The 20,501-nt window shown below is 70.9% G+C and carries 17 protein-coding genes; 2 read left to right on the plus strand and 15 right to left on the minus strand.

What is annotated here, in order from left to right:
- Positions 1 to 8 precede the first annotated feature (8 nt).
- The 3 genes from nadD to ACIRDU_RS04415 form a co-directional block, all read right to left on the minus strand.
- The gene (gene nadD, locus ACIRDU_RS04405; protein ID WP_403574241.1) at positions 9 to 749 is read right to left on the minus strand and encodes a nicotinate-nucleotide adenylyltransferase; all 741 of its coding nucleotides are present in this window, start codon (positions 747 to 749) and stop codon (positions 9 to 11) included.
- Positions 750 to 834: 85 nt separating this feature from the next.
- Positions 835 to 999, minus strand: a complete 165-nt coding sequence (locus ACIRDU_RS04410; protein WP_403574244.1) for a hypothetical protein — start codon at positions 997 to 999, stop codon at positions 835 to 837.
- Positions 1,000 to 1,164: 165 nt separating this feature from the next.
- Positions 1,165 to 1,326 (minus strand): hypothetical protein, encoded by a 162-nt coding sequence (locus ACIRDU_RS04415; RefSeq protein ID WP_033306370.1) that lies wholly within the window; start codon positions 1,324 to 1,326, stop codon positions 1,165 to 1,167.
- Between the two features lie 124 nt (positions 1,327 to 1,450).
- Here ACIRDU_RS04415 and ACIRDU_RS04420 point away from each other — a divergent pair, with 124 nt between their 5' ends.
- Positions 1,451 to 2,569 carry a M48 family metallopeptidase gene (locus ACIRDU_RS04420; protein WP_403575148.1) on the plus strand — a complete coding sequence of 373 codons (1,119 nt, stop codon included), beginning with the start codon at positions 1,451 to 1,453 and terminating at the stop codon, positions 2,567 to 2,569.
- 56 nt (positions 2,570 to 2,625) lie between these two features.
- Here the strand turns inward: ACIRDU_RS04420 and ACIRDU_RS04425 are convergent, their stop codons facing one another.
- From ACIRDU_RS04425 to proB, 5 genes are all read right to left on the minus strand, one after another.
- Positions 2,626 to 3,693 carry a hypothetical protein gene (locus ACIRDU_RS04425; protein ID WP_403574247.1) on the minus strand — a complete coding sequence of 356 codons (1,068 nt, stop codon included), beginning with the start codon at positions 3,691 to 3,693 and terminating at the stop codon, positions 2,626 to 2,628.
- Between the two features lie 89 nt (positions 3,694 to 3,782).
- A complete protein-coding gene (locus ACIRDU_RS04430) occupies positions 3,783 to 4,385 on the minus strand; it encodes a hypothetical protein (RefSeq protein WP_403574249.1) in 603 nt (200 codons plus the stop codon).
- A gap of 167 nt (positions 4,386 to 4,552) precedes the next feature.
- On the minus strand, positions 4,553 to 5,839 hold the full coding sequence (locus ACIRDU_RS04435) for a glutamate-5-semialdehyde dehydrogenase (protein ID WP_403574252.1): 1,287 nt from the start codon (positions 5,837 to 5,839) through the stop codon (positions 4,553 to 4,555).
- 72 nt (positions 5,840 to 5,911) lie between these two features.
- Entirely contained in the window at positions 5,912 to 6,379 is a 468-nt protein-coding gene (locus ACIRDU_RS04440) for a hypothetical protein (RefSeq protein WP_174569427.1), read from the minus strand.
- Between the two features lie 126 nt (positions 6,380 to 6,505).
- Complete coding sequence (gene proB, locus ACIRDU_RS04445) at positions 6,506 to 7,612, minus strand: glutamate 5-kinase (protein WP_403575151.1); 1,107 nt, start codon at positions 7,610 to 7,612, stop codon at positions 6,506 to 6,508.
- A gap of 317 nt (positions 7,613 to 7,929) precedes the next feature.
- Between proB and ACIRDU_RS04450 the strand changes: the two genes are divergently transcribed.
- On the plus strand, positions 7,930 to 9,966 hold the full coding sequence (locus tag ACIRDU_RS04450; protein ID WP_403574255.1) for a hypothetical protein: 2,037 nt from the start codon (positions 7,930 to 7,932) through the stop codon (positions 9,964 to 9,966).
- A 16-nt stretch (positions 9,967 to 9,982) separates the two neighbouring features.
- On the opposite strand, the gene ACIRDU_RS04455 is transcribed toward ACIRDU_RS04450, so the two are convergent.
- The 7 genes from ACIRDU_RS04455 to obgE form a co-directional block, all read right to left on the minus strand.
- On the minus strand, positions 9,983 to 11,191 hold the full coding sequence (locus ACIRDU_RS04455) for a glycosyltransferase family 2 protein (protein WP_403574258.1): 1,209 nt from the start codon (positions 11,189 to 11,191) through the stop codon (positions 9,983 to 9,985).
- Between the two features lie 203 nt (positions 11,192 to 11,394).
- Entirely contained in the window at positions 11,395 to 13,509 is a 2,115-nt protein-coding gene (locus ACIRDU_RS04460; RefSeq protein ID WP_403574261.1) for a hypothetical protein, read from the minus strand.
- Between the two features lie 173 nt (positions 13,510 to 13,682).
- Positions 13,683 to 15,179: a D-ribitol-5-phosphate cytidylyltransferase gene (locus tag ACIRDU_RS04465; RefSeq protein ID WP_403574264.1), complete on the minus strand. Its 1,497-nt coding sequence runs from the start codon at positions 15,177 to 15,179 to the stop codon at positions 13,683 to 13,685.
- Positions 15,180 to 15,749: 570 nt separating this feature from the next.
- Positions 15,750 to 17,300, minus strand: a complete 1,551-nt coding sequence (locus tag ACIRDU_RS04470; protein ID WP_403574267.1) for an alkaline phosphatase D family protein — start codon at positions 17,298 to 17,300, stop codon at positions 15,750 to 15,752.
- Between the two features lie 168 nt (positions 17,301 to 17,468).
- Positions 17,469 to 18,434: an FG-GAP and VCBS repeat-containing protein gene (locus ACIRDU_RS04475; protein WP_403574270.1), complete on the minus strand. Its 966-nt coding sequence runs from the start codon at positions 18,432 to 18,434 to the stop codon at positions 17,469 to 17,471.
- Between the two features lie 38 nt (positions 18,435 to 18,472).
- Positions 18,473 to 18,838 carry an integrin alpha gene (locus tag ACIRDU_RS04480; RefSeq protein WP_403574273.1) on the minus strand — a complete coding sequence of 122 codons (366 nt, stop codon included), beginning with the start codon at positions 18,836 to 18,838 and terminating at the stop codon, positions 18,473 to 18,475.
- A 132-nt stretch (positions 18,839 to 18,970) separates the two neighbouring features.
- Complete coding sequence (gene obgE, locus ACIRDU_RS04485) at positions 18,971 to 20,407, minus strand: GTPase ObgE (protein ID WP_403574276.1); 1,437 nt, start codon at positions 20,405 to 20,407, stop codon at positions 18,971 to 18,973.
- Positions 20,408 to 20,501 lie beyond the last annotated feature (94 nt).

Here is a 20,501-nt window from a genome sequence, read left to right on the forward strand (position 1 = left end):
CTCTCGGCTCACTCGCCGCGGTACAGCTCGCGCTTGTCGATATAGCGCACGACTCCGTCCGGCACCAGGTACCAGATGGGGTCCCCCTTGGCGACTCTCGCACGGCAGTCCGTCGAGGAGATGGCGAGGGCGGGAACCTCCACGAGCGAGACGCCGCCCTCGGGGAGTCCGGAGTCGTCCAGGTGGTGACCCGGCCTGGTGGCCCCGATGAAGTGCGCCAGGGAGAAGAGTTCCTCGCTGTCCCGCCAGGTGAGGATCTGGGCGAGCGCGTCGGCGCCGGTGATGAAGAACAGGTCCGTGTCGGGGTTGAGCGCGCGCAGGTCGCGCAGGGTGTCCACGGTGTAGGTGGGGCCGCCGCGGTCGATGTCGATGCGGCTCACGGAGAACTGCGGGTTCTCGGCGGTCGCGATGACCGTCATCAGGTAGCGGTCCTCGGCCGGGGAGACACTGCGGTGGCTCTTCTGCCAGGGCTGGCCGGTCGGGACGAAGACCACCTCGTCGAGGTGGAACGCCGCGGCCACCTCGCTGGCCGCCACCAGGTGCCCGTGGTGGATCGGGTCGAAGGTGCCGCCCATGACGCCGAGACGGCGCTTGGCCGGCCGTGACGGGCTTTCGGGGCCGTCGGTGCGGCGGGCCACCGCGGCGGCACGGCGGGGCTCCGAGTGTCGCTCGGTGCCGCTCGCCGTGTCCCGTGCCGGGTCGTGCGGCGTCTCGTTCGCCGGACCGGTAGGCATGTCCTGCTCTCCCATGCGTGCAGACCCTACCGGCCCTGCCTGAGGGCTCCGGCCGCCCCCGTGGTCCCCCGGGCATCCTCCGCGGGATGCCCCGCCGGTCTCAGCGGTCGCGGTTGAAGCGGGTGGTGATCCACAGCAGGAGCAGCAGGATGAGGAGTGCGCCGCCACCGGTGAGGTAGGGGCTGAGGCTCTCATGGTTTCCGCCGTGCTCCTGGCCCTCGGCGGCGAGGGTGACCAACTGGGCAGCGGTGCTGTGGAAGCTCATCTTCGGCAGGACCTATCGCGTGTGGGCGGGATAAAGACGTCGGCTCATCGTAAGCGGGCGCCCGTTCCGCGATCACCCCGACTCCGCCTGTTCGTGCCGCGGGCGGTCGCACGTGCTGCCGCCGGGCCCGGTCCCGGGGGCGCGGCGGGGAACCTTCGTGTGGCCTCAGTCGTCCTTCCGTCTGTAGCCACGCAGCAGGAACCACGCGGTCAGCACACAACCCACGATCATCACGAGCAGGACGTACCGCAGCATCCCCGGCCCCCCTTGCCGCTCGGCAGCGCTCGCGGCCTCGGCGAGCCAGGCGGATGCGGGGTGGTGCTCCATGGCGGTGGTCTCCTTCGCTGTACTGCCCGACCACCGTAACTCCGCCTAGGCTGGGGTCCGCCTCGGGGAAGCAAAAGGCCGCACAAGGGGCCGCAAAGGTCACACCAGACGCATGGGGGAAGACATGTCCGACGGCCACGAGCACAACGAGCACGTGCCGAGCAGGCAGCGCAGGCGCTTCCCCGGGATCTCCTCGCGTACGTACGAGCACCCGGCCGACCGCTCCGCCCTGGTGGCGCTGCGCAAGCTGAGCGGTTTCGACACGGTGTTCAAGGCGCTCAGCGGTCTGCTGCCCGAACGCAGTCTGCGGCTGCTGTTCCTGTCCGACTCGGTACGTGTCTCGGACCAGCAGTTCGCCCACCTGAACGTGATGCTGCGGGACGCCTGCTACATCCTGGACCTGGAGAAGGTCCCGCCGATGTACGTGAACCAGGACCCGCAGCCGAACGCGATGTGCATCGGCCTGGACGAGCCGATCATCGTCGTCACGACGGGCCTCGTCGAGCTGCTCGACGAGGAGGAGATGCGGGCGGTCGTCGGCCACGAGGTGGGGCACGCGCTGTCCGGGCACTCCGTCTACCGGACGATCCTGCTGTTCCTGACCAGCCTCGCCGTCCGGGTCGCCTGGATCCCCCTGGGCAACCTCGCGATCATGGCGATCGTGACCGGGCTGCGGGAGTGGTTCCGCAAGTCGGAGCTGTCCGCGGACCGCGCGGGGCTGCTGGTCGGGCAGGACGTGCAGGCGTCCATGCGCGGTCTGATGAAGATCGCCGGCGGCAACCACCTGCACGAGATGAACGTGGACGCGTTCCTCGCCCAGGCCGAGGAGTACGAGGCCGCGGGCGACCTGCGCGACTCCGTGCTGAAGATCCTGAACGTGCTGCCCCGCTCCCACCCCTTCACCACCGTGCGGGCGGCCGAGCTGAAGAAGTGGGCCGAGTCGCGCGACTACCAGCGGATCATGGACGGCCACTACCCGCGGCGCGACGAGGACCAGGACACCTCCGTCCGGGACTCCTGGCGGGACTCGGCGAACCACTACTCCACCCATGTGAAGAACTCCAAGGACCCGCTGATGAAGCTGGTCACCGACCTCGCGGGCGGCGCCGGCGACCTGGGCGACCGGGTCCGCCGCGGCTTCGGCGGCTTCACGAACACGTCCCCGAAGCCGCCCCAGGGGCCGGAGACGGGTGATGCGCCGGATTCCCCGGGGGACGACCAGCCGCCCCGTAGCGAGAGCTAGGCGCCACAGGGACGCCAGAGCTTCCTACGGGCCTGCGGGGCCTCTCGGGCTCGTCCTCACACCTTCGGCTGCGCGCTCGTCGCCAGCGAACCGCACAGGGCCGTCGCGCTGCCCGTGGCGTAGGGATCCGTGCCCGCGGGGCCGCCCTCCTTGGCCGTCTGGCCGGCCAGGAGGGGCCGGAGGTGGTTGGTGGAGTCCTCGGCGCAGGACAGCGGGCCGGCCTGGACGTAGGAGACGACGAGCTGGGCCTGGTGCAGCCGCAGGTCGTCGCGGTCGAAGCGGAAGTGCAGCTCGCGCCGGAGGGTGAACAGGGAGACCTCGCCCCTGTCGGCCCCGGCCGCGCGCAGCGCGTACACGAACGTGTGGTCGGCGGTGACCTCGAGTGTGGACGCGTCGGCCTCGGCGGCCTGGAGCGTGCCCTGGACCCGGACCCTGCGGTCGGCGAGCTCGGCGCGTGAGGGATCGAAGCGGACCAGCCAGCCGGTGGGTGCGTGGCGTCCGTCGGCCGTGGGGCGGGCGAAGCTCTGGTCGAACTGGTCCAGTTGGTCGGGGTCGAGCAGCACACGGACGGCCCGGACCTCACTGCCCGTGAGCACCTCCGGGTCGAGGGCGGACCGCACGATGTAGTCCTTGGCGGTGGTCAGGGCGCTCACGACCTGGCTGTCCGAGAAGTGCGCGGTGCGCCGGGAGGCGGGCAGCGGCACCCCCTCCGCGCCGGTTTTGAACTGTGCGGCGGGGCTGTGGTCGTACAGGTACGCCAGGTCGGCCGTGCCGGGCACCTTGCCCTCGGGGGCGAGCGGGATGACGGTCATCCGCAGCGGCTCGGTGGGCTCCTGGGCGGCAGGGGTCTGGTAGGGGTGTCGTACACCCATGTAGATCGCGGTGCCGAAGGCGATGGCGATCAGCAGGACCAGGACCAGCGCCTGCCGGGACAGGCCCCGGCGCAGGGGGGCCCGGCGTCGTACGGCGGGCGCGTGGTCGGCGATGCGCTCCTCGGCGGAGAACTCCTGGAGGCGGGCAGCACGGACGAACGACTCGTCGAAGACGACGGATCGGTACTCGTCCTCTCCACCTCCGGGGGCGCCCTCGGGAGTCCCCTCAGGTGGGTTTCCAGGCCCGCCCATATCTTCAGGGTAGGTCGCCGGAAGCTCGGGTAAACGCCCTGCTGCACCACAAGTTCTGACAGGTTCTCACCAGGACGGGCGGGTTCTGGTCAGGGGCTGCGGGGGATCACCGAGACCGCCGGCTGGGAGTAGTCGGCGGATGCCGAGGGGGCTGCTCCGCCGCCCTGTTCCAGCCCGGTCGAGGCGGGTGGCGGCGCCGGCTCGTCGCGGTTGGAGGAGGCACCCCGGTACACCGCCGTGAAGGCCAGGGCGACCATGCCGATGCCCATCACGAGGGCGAGCAGCCAGGCGACGGGGCGGTGCCAGCGGACCTGTTTGGAGTACGGCCCCGTACCGCCGTAGTGGTCCTCGAGGACGTCGGGGTCGTCCAGATCGTCGAGGTCTGGATCATGGCCGAAATGGCCGGGCCTGTCCGGGCCGTACCCGTCGTCGTAGCGCTCGCCTCTGGTGGGGGCGCGACGCGCCTCCGCCTCGGAGGCCTCGGCTCTCGCCTGTGCCGCGGCCAGGAGGCGCTCCACCGCGGTCGGCTCGTGCACCACGGCCGCGCGTACGAAGGCCTCGTCGAAGACCACGGAGGCGAACTCTTCGTCCGACACCCCGCGGTCGTGGTCGTCGTCGGGCTCCCGGCCGTCCGGAAACGGCGTGCCCCCCACGTCCTCCGGCACGGATCCAGAGTAGACCTGGGGGGTCAATTTGGGCAGACGGTGCGGAAATTCATCCGCCGGTCGAGACGGCTTCCACGGGGTTCCGGACGGCGCACGCCCGCCCGGTGCACCCCTTCCGCACGCATCACACCACCTGAACGGCCCCGCACGGCCATGCGCCGCAGCGCATACTCCCGCACTCGGCCCGAGCGCGGTCAGCGCCGCACGTGCCCGTCCCCGGTGACGATGTACTTCGTGCTGGTCAGCTCCGGCAGGCCCATGGGCCCGCGGGCGTGCAGCTTCTGCGTGGAGATGCCGATCTCCGCGCCGAAACCGAACTGGCCGCCGTCGGTGAAGCGCGTGGAGGCGTTCACGGCGACGGTGGTGGAGTCGACCAGTTGGGTGAAGCGGCGGGCGGCCTGCTGGGAGGTCGTCACGATGGCCTCGGTGTGGCCGGAGGTCCACAGCCGGATGTGCTCCACGGCCTTGTCCAGCGAGTCCACGACGGCCGCGGCGATGTCGTACGAGAGGTACTCCGTCTCCCAGTCCTCGGCCGTCGCCTCGACGACGGTGGCCTTGGAGTCCTTGGCGTAGGCCTGGACGCGCTCGTCGGCGTGCACGGTGACCCCGGCGCCGGCCAGGGCGTCCAGGGCGCGGGGCAGGAATTCGGCGGCGATGTCCTGGTGGACCAGCAGGGTCTCGGCGGCGTTGCAGACGCCGACCCGCTGGGCCTTGGAGTTGATCAGGATCTCGACGGCCATGTCGAGGTCGGCCTGCGCGTCGACGTAGACGTGGCAGTTGCCGGTGCCGGTCTCGATGACCGGGACGACGGACTCCTGGACGACCGTGTTGATCAGGGAGGCTCCGCCGCGCGGGATGAGCACGTCGACCAGGCCGCGGGCGCGCATCAGCTCGCGCACGCTGTCACGGCTCTCGCCGGGGACGAGCTGGATGGCGTCGGCGGGCAGCCCGGCCCCGCCCACGGCGTCGCGCAGCACGCGCACGAGGGCGGTGTTCGACTGGTACGCCGAGGAGGAGCCGCGCAGCAGGACCGCGTTGCCGGACTTCAGGCAGAGGGCGGCGGCGTCGACGGTGACGTTCGGCCGGCCCTCGTAGATGATCCCGACGACGCCGAGCGGCACGCGGACCTGGCGCAGGTCGATGCCGTTGGGCAGCGTGGAGCCACGGACGACCTCGCCGACCGGGTCGGGCAGGGCGGCGACGTCGCGCACGTCGGAGGCGATGGCGCGGATCCGCTCGGGAGTGAGCGTGAGCCGGTCGATCATGCCCTCGCTGATGCCGGCCTCGCGGGCCTTGGCGACATCCTTGGCGTTGGCCTCGACGATCTCGCTCGCACGGACCTCCAGCGCGTCCGCGATGGCGAGCAGCGCGTCGTCCTTCTCGGCCCGGGGCAGCGGCGCGAGGGTCGCGGCGGCGGCCTTGGCGCGGTAGGCGGCCTCGGTGACCGGGGACATCGAGTCGTACGGCGAAAGCGTGGTCATGAGGGAAGGGTAGTCCGCCGGGCGGATCCGTTCATCGCGCGTTTCACCCCCCGAGACACTTCCCGGACCGGATCAAAAGGGGTGCACTCCGACCGGCGAGGCCGGGGGCGGCCCGTACCCCTCGGCGATGCGCTGATGGTAGGTCGCGCGGTCGATGACCTCCAGGCCGACGATCTCCCAGGGCGGCAGCCCGGCGGTCTGCCGGTGCTCGCCCCACAGGCGCAGGGCGACGGCGGCCGCGTCGTGCAGGTCGCGGGCCTCCTCCCAGTAGCGGATCTCCGCGTGGTCGACCGCGTACCTGCTGGTCAGGAAGAAGGGGTGGTCGTGGGCGAGCTGCTCCAGGGCGCGCCGGACCTCCGGGAGCGGGGCCTCCTTGCCGGAGACGCTGAGGGTGACATGCCACAGGCGCGGGGTGTCCCCGGGTTCCTCGCCCTGGAACCGGTCCCCGGCCGCCACGCTCGTCAGGGCACGCTCCTCACCGGCCGCGCGCGAGCCGGCACCACCGCGGGACGCCTGAGTCCCAGGGCGCACTCGTCTCACGACGGCCTCCTTTGCACAGTGGCGCTGCTGCGGAATAGGTTCCCCGAGACAAAGTTGAGCAGGCCGCAAGGGATCGCGGGGCGGTTTTGCGGAACGTCCACCACCGGGGGCGGACGTTTCGGCACATTACGGGTGCAGGACCACCAGGTCGTCCCTGTGTACGACCTCGCGTTCGTACGCGGGTCCGAGTTCGCGGGCCAGTTCCCGGGTGGAGCGGCCGATCAGCCGGGGGATTTCCTTGGCGTCGAAGTTGACGAGGCCGCGGGCCACCGCGTGCCCCGTGCCGTCCCGCAGCTCGACCGGGTCGCCGGCGCTGAACTCGCCCTCGACGGCGGCGATCCCGGCCGGCAGCAGCGACTTGCGCCGGTCCACGACGGCCTGCACGGCACCGTCGTCCAGGGTCAGCGCGCCCTGGGGGGTGGAGGCGTGCTGGAGCCACAGCAGCCGGTCGGCGGAGCGCTTGCCGGTCGGGTGGAAGTAGGTGCCGGTGTCCTGGCCCGTCAGGGCGTCGGCCGCGTGGACGGTGCTGGTGAGGACGACGGGGACACCGGCGGCGGCCGCGATGCGGGCGGCCTCGACCTTGGTGACCATGCCTCCGGTGCCCACGCCGGCCTTGCCCGTGCTGCCGATCTCGACGTCCGCGAGGTCGGCAGGGGCGCGCACCTCGCCGATACGGGAGGTGCCGGGCTTCGCGGGGTCCCCGTCGTAGACGCCGTCCACGTCGGAGAGCAGGACGAGCAGGTCGGCGTGGACGAGGTGGGCGACGAGGGCGGCGAGGCGGTCGTTGTCGCCGAAGCGGATCTCGTCCGTGGCGACGGTGTCGTTCTCGTTGACGATCGGGAAGGCGCCCATCGCGAGCAGCTTGTCGAGGGTGCGCGAGGCGTTGCGGTGGTGCGAGCGGCGGCTCATGTCGTCGGAGGTCAGCAGCACCTGCCCGACGCGGACGCCGTAGCGGGCGAAGGAGGCGGTGTAGCGGGCGACCAGCAGGCCCTGCCCGACGCTGGCGGCGGCCTGCTGCCGGGCGAGGTCCTTGGGGCGGCGGCGCAGGCCCAGCGGGGCGAGACCGGCGGCGATGGCGCCCGAGGAGACCAGGACGATCTCGCGCTCCCCGCCGCTGCGGACCTTGGCGAGGACGTCGACCAGCGCGTCCACCCGGTCCGCGTCCAGGCCGCCCGAGGCGGTGGTCAGCGAGGAGGACCCGACCTTGACGACGATCCTGCGGGCCTCGCCCACGGCCTGCCTTGCCCCTGCCACGTCGCCGTCCGTCCCCTCGCGTCGATTCGCTCCCTCACCAGGAAATCTACGGGACGGCCGGACGGGGTGCGGCGCCGGTCCACGCTACGGACGGTGCCGCCCGTGTCACGGGACGGCAGCCGGCCCCTTTCTCCGGCCCGCCCTCGGCAGGAAGGCGAGCTTCCGCTACCGTCCGACCGCACGCGAGACGGCAGGCGTCCCCACGCCCCGACGACACGCGCGTGTCGTCAGGAGGTCGCCGCGCGTTAACCCGGACGGCCGACCTGCGCCGACCCGACGCTCCTGGAGTGACCGCAGTGCCCGTACCTCTCCCCCGCCCGCCGGCCCTCCTCAAGGGGCTGGTCACCGTAGTCCTGGCCGCCGCGTTCGCCGCACAGGCGGTCGCGGCGCTGCTGCCCCACGTCCCGCTGCTGATCGCCGCGACCGCCGTCTCCCTGGCCACCGAGGGGGTGCTGTACCGGTGGCAGCGCGGGATGCTGTCGCTGTTCGCCAAGTCGCACGCCGACATCACCGTGCGGCACGTCCTGCGGGACCTGCTGCTGGTCGTGGGGCTGCTGCGGCTCGGCGAGCAGGACCGGGAGACGGTGTACGCCCCGCTGGTGGCCGGGCTGCTCGTCTTCTACGCGCTGCACTGCGCCATCCAGGCGGTCTCCGTGCTGGTGCGCCGCACCCGCACCCTGCCGGTGGTGACCCGCAACATCGACGCCTCGGCGCTGCGGCTGTCCCCGGCCCCGCCCGTCCTGCTGCGCCGCCCGGGCCACCGGCTGCTGGTGTTCGGCCTGCCGGCGACGGCCGGGCTGCTGGCCAGTGCTCCGGGCGACCGGCCGGTGTACGCGGCGGCCGGCATCGCGCTTTCCCTGGCGCTCGGGCTGACCGGCCTCGGCGCGCTGCTGCTCCGGCTGCTGCCGGGCCGTCGTCCGGCGGACGAGCAGGAGGTGCTCGACTGGTTCGACGCGTGGCTGGCCGCGTACCGGCCGACCGTCGGTCTGTACTTCTCCGGCGGCGCCGCCTCGGCCTATCAGGCGAACATGTGGCTGGAGCCGCTCGCCGGGCTGGAGGGCAGGCCGGTCATCGTGCTGCGCGAGCGGTTCATGGTGCAGAAGATCGCGGCGACGGACATCCCGATCGTGTGCCTGCCGAAGGTGTCGACGCTGATGCGTCTGGAGCACTCCACGCTCCAGGTCCTCATCCACCCGTCGAACTCCGGCAAGACCTCCCAGGTGCTGCGCATCCCCACGATCAAGCACACCTTCGTCAACCACGGCGAGAGCGACAAGCTGTCCTCGTGCAACCCGTACGCGAAGGCGTACGACGAGGTGTGGGTGGCCGGGCCCGCCGCGCGCGAGCGGTACGCGCTGGCCGAGGTCGGGGTCGAGGACAAGGACGTGGTGGAGACGGGCCGCCCGCAGCTGGACGGCGTGCTGCCCTACGCGGGTCCGCCGGCCGGGCGGTGGACGACCGTGCTCTACGCGCCGACCTGGGAGGGCTGGGACGGCAACCCCGGCAACACGTCGGTGATCGCGGCCGGTGAGAACCTGGTGCGGGCGCTGCTCGCGGACCCGGGCGTGCGGCTGCTGTACAAGCCGCATCCGCTGACGGGCTCGGTGGACCCGCGCGCGGGCGCGGCCGACCTGCGGATCCGGGAGCTGATCCGGGCGGCCGTCCGGGAGCGGGCCGGGTCGCGCCCCCCGGACGGCGCGGACCTCGCCCGACGCACCGCCGAGCTGGACCGGCTCACCACGTCGGTCTTCCGGCCCGGGGCCGACACCGTGGAGCGGATGCTGGTGCAGTCGGCGCCGGAACCGGGCCGCGCGGCTGCGGTGGTCCGGGCGACGGCCGCGTGGGAGGAGACGTACTGGGCGACGCTGCCGGAGGGTGAACACCAGATCATCACCGACGCCCGGCCCACGCTGTACTCCTGCTTCAACGTGGCCGACCTGCTGATCAGCGATGTGTCGAGCGTGATCAGCGACTTCCTGGCCAGCGAGAAGCCGTACGCGGTGGCCAACACCAGCGGGCTGCCCGAGGACGCCTTCCGTACGGCGTTCCCGACGGTGGCGGCGGCGACGGTGCTGACACCGGACGCCGCCGGGGTCCCGGACCTGCTGGAGACGGTCCGGCACCCGCAGAACGACGAACTGGCCGGGGCACGCGCCGAGTTGAAGCTGCGCCTGCTGGGTCCGGCGGAGCCGTCCTCGCAGGAGCGCTTCAACGAGGCCGTCCGGGCGCTGTGCGCGGCGGCCCGGGATCACCGGGCCCGGGTGGCGGAGCGGCTGGCCGCCGAACTGCCCGGCCAGCGCACCGGGACCGCGGTCCCGTCCGCACCGCGCTGAGCGGCGGCACGCGCGTTCACGCCGCGTGCCGCACCTCGCGGGAGGCCAGCACCCGCCGCGCCTTGCGCACCGCCCGGCGCATGAACGTGTCGACGCCGCCCTCGCGGTAGCCCGGGAAGGCCCGGGCCTCCCGGGGCTCGGCGAGGTAGACCGAGTCGGGGACGCCGGCGGCGCGGTCCCGGAAGTGCGGGTAGGCCAGGTAGACACGGCGGCCCTTCCTCTCCAGGAGGGCCGCCGCCTGCTTCTTGGCCTTGACGAACGTCACGACGTCCAGCAGCAGGTCGGGACGCTGCTCGGCGACCAGGTGCAGCCGCAGCCGCTCGTGGACCTTGAGGCGCTGGGCGACGCCCTCGGTCCAGTAGGTGTCCATCAACGGCTTGGCCAGCTCGAACTTGTGCCGGCGTATCTCCTCGCTGTCCGTCAGGTACTTGGGCCCGAACTGCGGCAGCAGCGTGACGAGGAAGGGCCGGACCATCAGCTGGTCACGCCGGCCGCCCGCGGGGACGAGCTCGGCGATGAGGTTCATCAGCGCCCGCGCGGAGTCGAAGCGCAGCGTGTAACTGCCGCTCTTCGTCACGTGCTTGCCGTCGTCACGGCCGACCAGGTAGTAGCAGGTGTGGTCGGCGACCACGGAGACGCCGTCCGCCCGCAGATACGCCTCCATGGTGAACAGCGCGTCCTCGCCGGTGAACAGCGACTCGTCGAAGCGCATGCCGTGCCGGTCCAGCAGCTCGCGGCGGAACAGCTTCTGCGCGCTGAGCGTGAACTTGATGTTGGAGGAGAAGACGTCGGTGCGCTCCACCGTCTTGCCCCACATGGACTTCGGCGCCGAGCGGTTGACGCCCTCGACCTTGCCGAGCACCACGTCCGTGCCGGCGCGGTCGGCCATGCCGACCATCCGCTCCAGTGCCTCGGGACCCAGCCGGTCGTCGGCGTCGAGGAAGAAGACGTAGCGCCCGGTCGCCTTGCCGAGGCCGACGTTGCGCGGGCCGCTGGGGCCTCCGGAGTTCGCCTGCCGGATCACCAGAACGTGCATGGGAGCCCGCTCGGCGAACTCCTCCAGGTACTCGCCCGTGCCGTCCGTCGATCCGTCGTCCACCGCAATGACCTCGACGCGCGTCGGATCGATGGTCTGCGCCTCGACGGACGAGAGGCACTCGATCAGATACGGCATCGCCTCGTACGCCCCGATGATCACACTCACATCAGGCTGCGTCACGGTCACGTTTCCCCCTAGTCAATGGGATATTCCCCCCGTATCGCCTCATTCGCTACTTGGTAGACGGGTGATCGAGGCAAGCGGTTGCCTCTCACGCAGGTGTTAGTGGGACACGTCACACGGTGGACCGGCAGGGCCCGGAAAACGGGAAGAGTTCGGCCCCGAGGACAAGCTCCTCGGGGCCGAACTCTTCAGTCGACGGCGGCAGGTCAGCCCGTGCCGACACCGTCCGTGTCACCGGCGGCGGACACCCGCTGCCCGGGCACGGCGTTCGCCAGCTCGGCCTCGGTCTCCGCGAGGGCGGCCGCGTCCCGTGACTGCTGGCCGACGTTGCGCGTCTCGGCCTTGAGGGCGAGGTTCGCGACGGCGGTGTTGAACTGCTCCAGGGAGGACGGCTCGTCCGGGCCCAGCAGGTACTGCTTGAGCTCCTTGCGGTCCTCGGCCAGCGGGTCGGCGTCCGGGGCGCGGACCGCGCCGAGCAGCTCGCCCAGCTCGGACGCGCTGTTGGACAGGATCACCGCGGCACGCACCGCCGTGTTGTTCCGCTTGAACTCCTCGACGCCCACCTCGGCGGAGTCCGTGACCGCGTACGGCTTGCCGCTCGCGATGAAGTCGGACACCACGCTGGAGATGTCGGAGACCATCGCGTCGGAGACGTTGAAGCAGTCGTACAGCCGCGGCTCGGCACCGGTGATGACGCGGTGCTCCCATGATGGGAAGGAGCGCCAGTAGGCGTCGTTCCACTCGGCACGCAGCCGGGCGATCTCCTCGTGGCGGGCGACGTCGACCAGCCCGTCACGAGTGGCCACGGCCTCGTCGCCGCGGTCGCCGCCGGATCCGGACAGCTGCGCGAGCCGGGCCTCGATCCGGTCCAGCTCGGCCTTCGCCTGCGCCTGGGCGGCGGTGTCGGCGATGAACCGGGTGTTGATGGCGCGCTCCGCGGCGGCCTTCTGCACCAGGGCGGTGATCCGCCGGTGCGCGGCGCCGGCCTCCTTGCTGACGTTGCCGGTGAACGGGTGCGGCTTGTACAGGACGCGGACCGGCGGGTCGGCCGCGACCAGCTTCTTCACGATGTTCTCGCCGGCCAGCACGACCGAGGTGTTGCCCGGGTTGCCGTCCCAGCCCTCCCAGGTGGGGGCGTACAGCACGGTCGGGATGCGGCCCTCGGGTACGCCCTGCCAGGTCTGGATGGGGGCGAGCTGCGGCCGGCCGACCTCGACGATGTCGTCGTCGCGGACACCGACGTCGGCGATGGCGTAGCGGTCGCGGCCCGCGCGGCCGGCCGTCCACACCTCGTCGTAGACCTTGCTGTACGGGTTGACGCTGGCGAGCTTGTCGCTGTCGCCGTGGCCGATGAAGACGTGCTTGATGGTGGGCACGCGCAGCATGTGGATGTTCTTGCCGACATTGGCCGCGTAGAGCGCCACGCGCACCGTGGACAGGTCCATGTTCATCAGGTGCACCCCTCCGGGCACGCAGATGACGGGGACCGTGGTGGGCGCCAGGTTGTTCAGGATGGCCCGCTCACGCAGGATGATCAGCGGCTTGGAATCCAGCTTCTCCATGGTGTCGAGCCACATGTTGACCTGGTACGCGGAGTCCTTCGAACCGGAGAAGTACAGAACCGTCTCCGGCTTGTACTCGCCCAGCCAGTCGTCGACGGCGGCCAGGACCTTCTCGGCGTTCGGCGGGATCCGCCGGCCGCGCACGTACGGCACGAGCGTCAGGACGTACAGGGTGGCGAGGGCGACCGTGACGCCGATGCCGATGAAGCCGATCAGGGCCGACTTCACCTGCGCGGCGACCAGGATGCCGACGACCGCCGCGAGGTCGAGGTGGAGCATCTTCTCGGCGGAGCGGTGCAGCAGCCCCCGCGGCGGGGCGTTCGGGATGCGGATGCGGGAGGCCAGGTCGACGTTGCGGGTGGCGACCGGCATGCGGCGGCGGTTGCGTATCAGCTGGACCAGCGCGCCGTGCGGGGCCTGGAGACCGTAGAAGGCGATGAAGCAGGCGATCGCCCCGTAGTAGATCAGGTTGTCCGCGAGGGACAGCCGGGCCAGCAGCAGGATGAGGAGCAACTGCCGGATCAGGAAGCGGATCGACAGGCCGGCCCGCACCTTGCCGAGGCGGTTGATCAGGTAGCTGCCCTTGCGGTGCAGATAGTGGTCCGCCAGGTACGTCACGGCGGCCGCTGCCGCGAAGGCGGGAACGCTCGGGACGAGCGCGGCCAGCATGAGGACGGGGAAGCCCGCCACCATGAGGACCGCCGCGGCCAGCTCGGCCGCGCTGCCCACCCGGGCGACGCGAATAGCGGTGGATATCACGGAGAAACCTGCTCTTGGGAGGGGTGTGCCGGTCTTGGTTCGAGAATGCGGCTGGTCTGTGAATATTCGCGAGACTGTATGGATTCAGGCCCCTGCGAACACTCCTGACGACAAAAGCCGTTAACAGGAGAGCGCAGAGGCCTGAATTACCGGAGTCTATTTGGCGCCAATTATTACACGCCGTCCTGCCGGTCCAGCACCGTGGCCAGTGCCTGCTCGAAGCCGGAGGCCCGGGCCGCACCGGCCGTCGGGTCCTGCTGACGGACGTCGATGACGTGGCCGGTCAGCTCGGAGAGCAGCACGTCGAGCGAGGTGCGGGCCACGGCCTCGGAGGACAGCAGGGAACCCGCGGGCTCCTGGCCGAACGCCTTGGTGCGCATCGGGGTGGCGGTGCGCTCGGGGTTGATGCAGTTGACGCGGACGCCGTCGCCGGCCCACTCGTCGGACAGCGCCTGGGTCAGGTTCACCATGGCGGCCTTGGTGGAGGAGTACAGGCTGTACTCGGCGCGGCCGCGGGTGTAGCTGCTGGAGGTGTAGAGCAGCAACTGGCCGTTGGTCTCGGACAGGTACTTGTACGAGGACCGGGCGATCTGCACCGGGGCCAGGTAGTTGACCTTCAGCGCCTCCTCGATGGTGGCGTTGTCGGTCTCGGCGAGCTTGCCTATGCGCAGCACGCCGGCGGTGTTGACCACGTAGTCGATGCGGCCGGTCTCGGCGTACGCCTTGGACAGGGCGTCGTCGACCTCCTCCGGGTTCTCCACGTGGGTGCCGGTGGTGGAGCGGCCCAGCGCGTAGACCTTGGCGCCGTAGGACTCGGCGAGCTCGGCGATGTCCTTGCCGATGCCGTAGCTGCCGCCGAAGACGACCATGGTCTTGCCGGTCAGCAGCTCGCGGTAGGCCTCCTCGGAGACCTGCTCGGGCGCGGCCGTGGAGGCGAGCTGGAAGAGCTTGTCGGCGATGAAGACGTCGACGGGCTGGGTGACCTTCATGTTGTACTCGTCGCCCGCGACGACGTGGATCGGCACGTGAGGCAGGTACTTGAGCACGACGGAGCAGTCGTCGGTGGCCTGGAAGTTGGGGTCGCCGGCGGCGACCTCGTAGGCCCGCTTGATCGTGGACAGCTTGAAGGCCTGCGGCGTCTGGCCGCGGCGCAGACGGGAGCGGTCCGGGATCTCGGTGATGAACTCGCCGTCCTCGCCGTGCGTGCGCGTGACGATGATGGTGTCCGCGGACGGGATGGCCACGTCGACGGCCTGGTAGCGCTCCAGCGCGACGACGCAGTCGTCGATGACGCGCTGCGAGAGCAGGGGGCGCACGGCGTCGTGGAAGAGGACGTTGGCGTCCTCGCCCTCGGCCAGGCCCTCACCCAGCGCGGCGATGGCGCGCTCGGTGGTCTCGTTCCTCGTGGAGCCGCCCTCGATGATCTTCGAGACCTTCTGGAATCCGGCCTTCGCGACGATCTTCTCGATGTCGGGCACGTAACCCGGCGCCATCAGCACGATGATGTCGTCGATCGAGTCGGCGTTCTCGAAGGTGGTCAGCGTGTGCTCGATGACTGCCTTGCCGGCGATCTTCAGCAGCTGCTTGGGGATCGACAGACCCACGCGCTGACCGGTGCCACCGGCCAGGATCACTGCGGTGGTACGGGGCTTGGCTATGTGCTGGGACACAGGTGACCTACCTTGGGGCGACAGGGAACTTCGAAATGGTCCCACTTGTGGTTACCGCGATGCAAGGTGAGCGACCTCCGCCGCATATGTGCGCGCAACCTGTCATTCACCTCCCACTCCTGGTGATTGGTGAGACGGCTGTGCGCGCCCCGGGAAATGCGCTGTGAGTAACTGCACAGAAGCTCAGCGGCAGCGGAGGCGCTCGGGGCAGCGGTGACCGAGGACCCTGACGGGTTCCTTGGACGATGTCCGGTGCACGGTACGCCCTTTGACGGTGCCCCGTGCACCACACCCGCCGCCCGCGGCGCCGGGTGCGAGGGCCGCGATGTGCGGATCTTCACGTCCGGGGGCGCGCGGCTGCACGCGTTCTTCGCGGGCGCGGCCGCGAATACGGCCCGCCCGGACGCTCATTGCCGTGGAATTCCCGGTCAAGATTCCGCAGCAATTCGGTCTCGGCGAGAGCAATACGCCGCGAGCCGGGTCGGACTTCTCACACGGCTCGCACGTCTCGGGAACGCGAAGAGCCCGGGACTCGGAGGAGTCCCGGGCTCATGCGCCTCCTGGGCCGGTTCAGACGACCTCGACGCCCGGGCGGCCGGCCTCGACGCGCAGCCGGGCCAGCGTGCTCGGGGCCGCCGTGGGCTGCCGGACCGTGTCGACCACCCTGACCTCCGCGTCGATGCGGTCGCGGCGGACGTCGAAGAGGTGGTAGCCACGGTGTGCGTCGAGCAGCTTCCAGTGCGGGTTGTCCGGGCGCCGCGGGTCCCACTCCTTGCGGAAGGCCTCCTGGTCCTGGTCGCCGTTGCTGGAGATGGAGGTGCCGACGAATTCGGCGCCGACGACCCTGGAACCCGGGTCGGCGTAGTCCTCCTTGAGGTCGCTGATCATCGTCAGGTGCCGGTCGCCGGAGAGCACCACCGGGTTGCGGACCTGCCTGAACTCCTGGAGGAACCGGTTGCGTTCGGCCTGGTAGCCGTCCCAGGCGTCGTAGAACCAGAGCTTGCCCTCACCGACCTTGAGGTCCGTCTCGGCCATCATGATCTGGGAGGCGATGAGGTTCCAGCGGGCGGGCGAGTCGTGCAGCCCGTCCAGCAGCCACTGCTTCTGCCGCGCGCCGAGCATGGTCAGCGACGGGTCCTGGGCGCCGGCCTGGCTGGTGGCCTGGTCGCTGCGGTACTGGCGGGTGTCCAGGACGTTGAGCCGGGCCAGGCGGCCGAACTCCAGGCGACGGTACATCCGGATGTGCGGACCCGTAGGGACGGCGGTGGCACGGACCGGCATGTGCTCGTAGAACGCCTGGTAGGCCGCGGTGATCCGGGCCACGAACGCGTCGTGCGGCTGCTTGTCCGGGTCCTGCGGGATCTCGCCGGCGAAGTCGTTGTCCACCTCGTGGTCGTCGAAGGTCACCACGAAGGGCGCGTTCGCGTGCATCGCCGCGAGGTCCGGGTCGGTGCGGTACTGCGCGTACCGGTTGCGGTACTGGGTGAGGCTGAACGGCTCACCGGTGCCCTCGTGCCGTCGTACGCCCGTCGCCGAGGGCGTGGACTCGTAGATGTAGTCGCCGACGAACACCACGACGTCCGGGTCCTGGTCGAGCATGTCTGCGTATGGCGTGAAATAGCCGTGCTGCCAGTTCTGGCAGGAGGCGAGAGCCATGCGCAGGGAGCCACCGGAGCTGTGGGGGTGGGGCGCGGTACGGGTGCGGCCGACGGGCGAGAGCTGCCCGCTGGTGCGGAAGCGGTACCAGTACGCACGGTCCGCGCGCAGTCCGCGTACGTCCACGTGAACGCTGTGCCCGTACTCGGGCCGGGCCTGGGCGGTGCCCCGTCGGACGAGCTTTCTGAACCGGGAGTCCTCCGCGACCTGCCACTCCACCGGCACCATCCGGTCGGGCATGCCGCCGCCGTTCACCGGGTCCGGGGCGAGCCTGGTCCACAGCACGATGCCGTCCGGGAGCGGGTCCCCGGAGGCGACGCCGAGGCTGAACACACCGTCCGGCAGCGACGTCTCGGCCGCACGGGCGGCGGCCGGCAGCCACAGCTGGGCGGAGGCCGCGGCGCCGAGCACCGCGGCACCGGCGGTCAGAAAGCGGCGTCGGTCGGGGGATACTGCTCCGGTCATCGGCTGACTCCCTTACCTCGCTGGCCACTTGGACACTGGGAAGCTTCACGCTCGCGGGCGGTCCGCCCGCTGAACGCCGGGGTTCACGTACATGACAACTAAGCAGACAAAGAGAGACTCGCCGCCAGCATCGGAACAAGCCGTTGCCGGGGCGAGTCTGACAGGAGATCAGTAAGCGAAGCCGGTGCCGAGCCGTGCGCCTGTGGCGGTCGTACCGAGGAGTGTGTTGCCGAAGGCCGTGGTGGCGTCGGGGCTCACGACGGTCGTGGGGCCGGACCTGAAGTACCACACCACTCCGGCGTTGCCGTTCTCCCCCGGCGCGCCGGCGGACAGGTCGGCCGGACCGTCCCTGTTCGCGTCCGCAAGGTGCACGGCCTTGCCGAACGCGTCGCCCGCCTCGGCGGCGCCCGGCACATCGGGCGTGTTCTGCGTGACCACCTGGGCTCCTGCGCCGGTGAGCCCGGCCGCGGTGCCGCGCAGCACGACGACCGCGCCCGCGCCGGACACCGTGCCCAGGTCCTCACCGGGCACGCCGGTCACCACGTCCGGGTGACCGTCACCGGTGACGTCGGCGACCTGGACGTCCGTCCCGAAGCCGTCGCCCTTCTCTGCGGAGCCGGGCACGCCGGGACTGTCCTGGTTGAGGTACTCGGCCCTGGTGCCGTCGGCTCCGTCGCCGCCGCCCGGTATCCACGTGATCCGCCCGCCCCTGGCGGCGGGGGTGCCGAGGTCGCTGTCGTACCCGTCGACGGCCCGGCCGACCACGATGTCGTCGAAGCCGTCCCGGTCGATGTCGCCGATGCCGAGGTTCTCCCCGCCCTGGAGCCGGTTGCCGTCACCGTCCTGCACGGTGGTGTACGGGGAGAGTCCCTGCTCGCCGCCCAGCCAGTGCACGACCCGGCGGGCGTCGTACTCGTCGCCGTCGTTCTCGGTGGCGGCGACGTCGGTGATCCCGTCACCGTCGAGGTCACCGGTGGCGAGGTCCAGGACGCGGCTGTCGAACTCGTCCTTGACGATCTGCTCGCCCTGGCCCGCGGAACCGTCCCGGGAGAACGGTCCGTTCAGCACCCGCAGGTTGAACTGGTTCTCCACGGTCACCAGGTCCTCGGCACCGTCACCGCCGAAGTCCGCCAACGCCAGCTGCCCTTGCCCACCGAGCCCGTCGTACGCCTTCAACCGTCGCGGTCGAGGTCGGCGGTGACGAGCGCGCTGCCGAACGCGTCGTCCGCCTCGGGGCTGCCGGGCACACCGGCCGTGCTCTGGCTGAGGACCTGCCTCGTCGTGACGTTCAGCCCGTTCTCGGAGCCGTAGACGACGGCGACGTAGCCGGCGCCCTTCTCGCCGCCGACGGTCGCGCTCGGGGCAGCCACCGCGAGGTCGGCGTAGCCGTCTGCGTTGAAGTCGTCCCGGAGCTTCTCCGCGACGGAGGAGGCAGCGGGGACGGCGTGCGCGGCCACCGGGGTGGTGACGGCCGCGACGACGGCGACGGCCGCCGCGACCACTCGACCGGCCCTGCGCTTGCTCATGGACTGCGGCACGTCGACTCCGTTGCTCCGCTGGGCCGTTACGGTGCCGAGAGGAACAAGATCCTCACCGGCACTGCCCTGTACGACTCACCGGAGAACGGCTTGGTTGCACCGAAGTCCGTTGCGCATGTGCTTGTTGTTGACTCAGAACGGCTCGAAGTCGTCGAACTCCTGCTGCGCCTCGTCCCGCTCGGCCTGCCGGTCCTTGCGGCGCTGCGCGGCCGGCCGCTCCCCCTCGAGCCGGTGGTCCTCACCACGGCGGCCGAGCATCTCGGCTCCGGCTGTCACGGACGGCTCCCAGTCGAAGACGACCGCGTTGTCCTCGGGGCCGATGGCCACGCCGTCGCCGCCTCGGGCGCCCGCCTTCATCAGCTCCGCTTCGACACCGAGCCGGTTGAGCCGGTCCGCGAGGTATCCGACGGCCTCGTCGTTGTTGAAGTCGGTCTGGCGCACCCAGCGTTCGGGCTTCTCACCGCGCACCCGGAACAGGCCGTCGGCTTCCTGCGTCACGGTGAAGCCGGTGTCGTCCACGGCCTTGGGCCGGATCACGATCCGGGTGGCCTCTTCCTTCGGCTTCGCGGCCCTCGCCTGCGCCACGACCTCCGCGAGCGCGTACGACAGCTCCTTCAGGCCCATGTGCGCCACGGCCGACACCTCGAACACGCGGTAGCCGCGCGCCTCCAGGTCGGGTCGCACCATCTCGGCCAGATCCTTGCCGTCCGGTACGTCGATCTTGTTCAGGACGACGATCCGCGGCCGGTTGTCCAGCCCGCCGTACTGCCGCAGCTCCTCCTCGATGATGTCGAGGTCGGAGGCCGGATCGCGGTCCGACTCCAGCGTCGCGGTGTCCAGGACGTGGACGAGCACACTGCACCGCTCCACGTGCCGCAGGAACTCCAGCCCCAGGCCCTTGCCCTGGCTGGCACCGGGGATGAGGCCGGGCACGTCGGCGATGGTGTACACCGTCGAACCGGCCGTGACGACACCGAGGTTCGGCACGAGGGTGGTGAAGGGGTAGTCGGCGATCTTCGGCTTGGCGGCGCTCAGCACCGAGATCAGCGACGACTTGCCGGCACTCGGATATCCGACGAGCGCCACGTCGGCGACGGTCTTCAGCTCCAGGACGACGTCCCGCAGGTCTCCCGGCTCACCGAGCAGCGCGAACCCGGGCGCCTTGCGCCGCGCGGAGGCCAGTGCCGCATTGCCGAGGCCGCCCCGGCCGCCCTGCGCGGCGACGTAGGACGTGCCGTGCCCGACGAGGTCCGCGAGGACGTTGCCCGCCTTGTCCAGCACGACGGTGCCGTCCGGCACCGGCAGCACGAGGTCCTGCCCGTCCTTGCCGGAGCGGTTGCCGCCCTCGCCGGGCTTGCCGTTGGTGGCCTTGCGGTGCGGGGAGTGGTGGTAGTCGAGCAGCGTGGTGACCGACTGGTCGACGGTGAGGATCACGTCCCCGCCGCGTCCGCCGTTGCCGCCGTCCGGCCCGCCCAGGGGCTTGAACTTCTCACGGTGGACGGAGGCACAGCCGTGGCCTCCGCTACCCGCGGCGACATGCAGCTCGACGCGGTCCACGAAGGTGGTCATGGGATGTGCCTCCAGTTACTACGGGAATGTCTTTTGGGTAACACGCGAAAGGCGGACCCGCTTCCCTTGAGGGAAGTGAGGTCCGCCTCGCGAA

It is taken from the genome of Streptomyces sp. NPDC093598 (assembly GCF_044764825.1).
Classification (GTDB): domain Bacteria; phylum Actinomycetota; class Actinomycetes; order Streptomycetales; family Streptomycetaceae; genus Streptomyces.

Coding starts and splice junctions, on each gene's coding strand:
- nadD (WP_403574241.1), bottom strand. CDS start 749: ATGGGAGAGCAGGACATGCCTACCGGTCCGGCGAACGAGACGCCGCAC.
- ACIRDU_RS04425 (WP_403574247.1), bottom strand. CDS start 3,693: ATGGGCGGGCCTGGAAACCCACCTGAGGGGACTCCCGAGGGCGCCCCC.
- ACIRDU_RS04420 (WP_403575148.1), top strand. CDS start 1,451: ATGTCCGACGGCCACGAGCACAACGAGCACGTGCCGAGCAGGCAGCGC.
- ACIRDU_RS04410 (WP_403574244.1), bottom strand. CDS start 999: ATGAGCTTCCACAGCACCGCTGCCCAGTTGGTCACCCTCGCCGCCGAG.
- ACIRDU_RS04435 (WP_403574252.1), bottom strand. CDS start 5,839: ATGACCACGCTTTCGCCGTACGACTCGATGTCCCCGGTCACCGAGGCC.
- obgE (WP_403574276.1), bottom strand. CDS start 20,407: ATGACCACCTTCGTGGACCGCGTCGAGCTGCATGTCGCCGCGGGTAGC.
- ACIRDU_RS04470 (WP_403574267.1), bottom strand. CDS start 17,300: ATGACCGGAGCAGTATCCCCCGACCGACGCCGCTTTCTGACCGCCGGT.
- ACIRDU_RS04415 (WP_033306370.1), bottom strand. CDS start 1,326: ATGGAGCACCACCCCGCATCCGCCTGGCTCGCCGAGGCCGCGAGCGCT.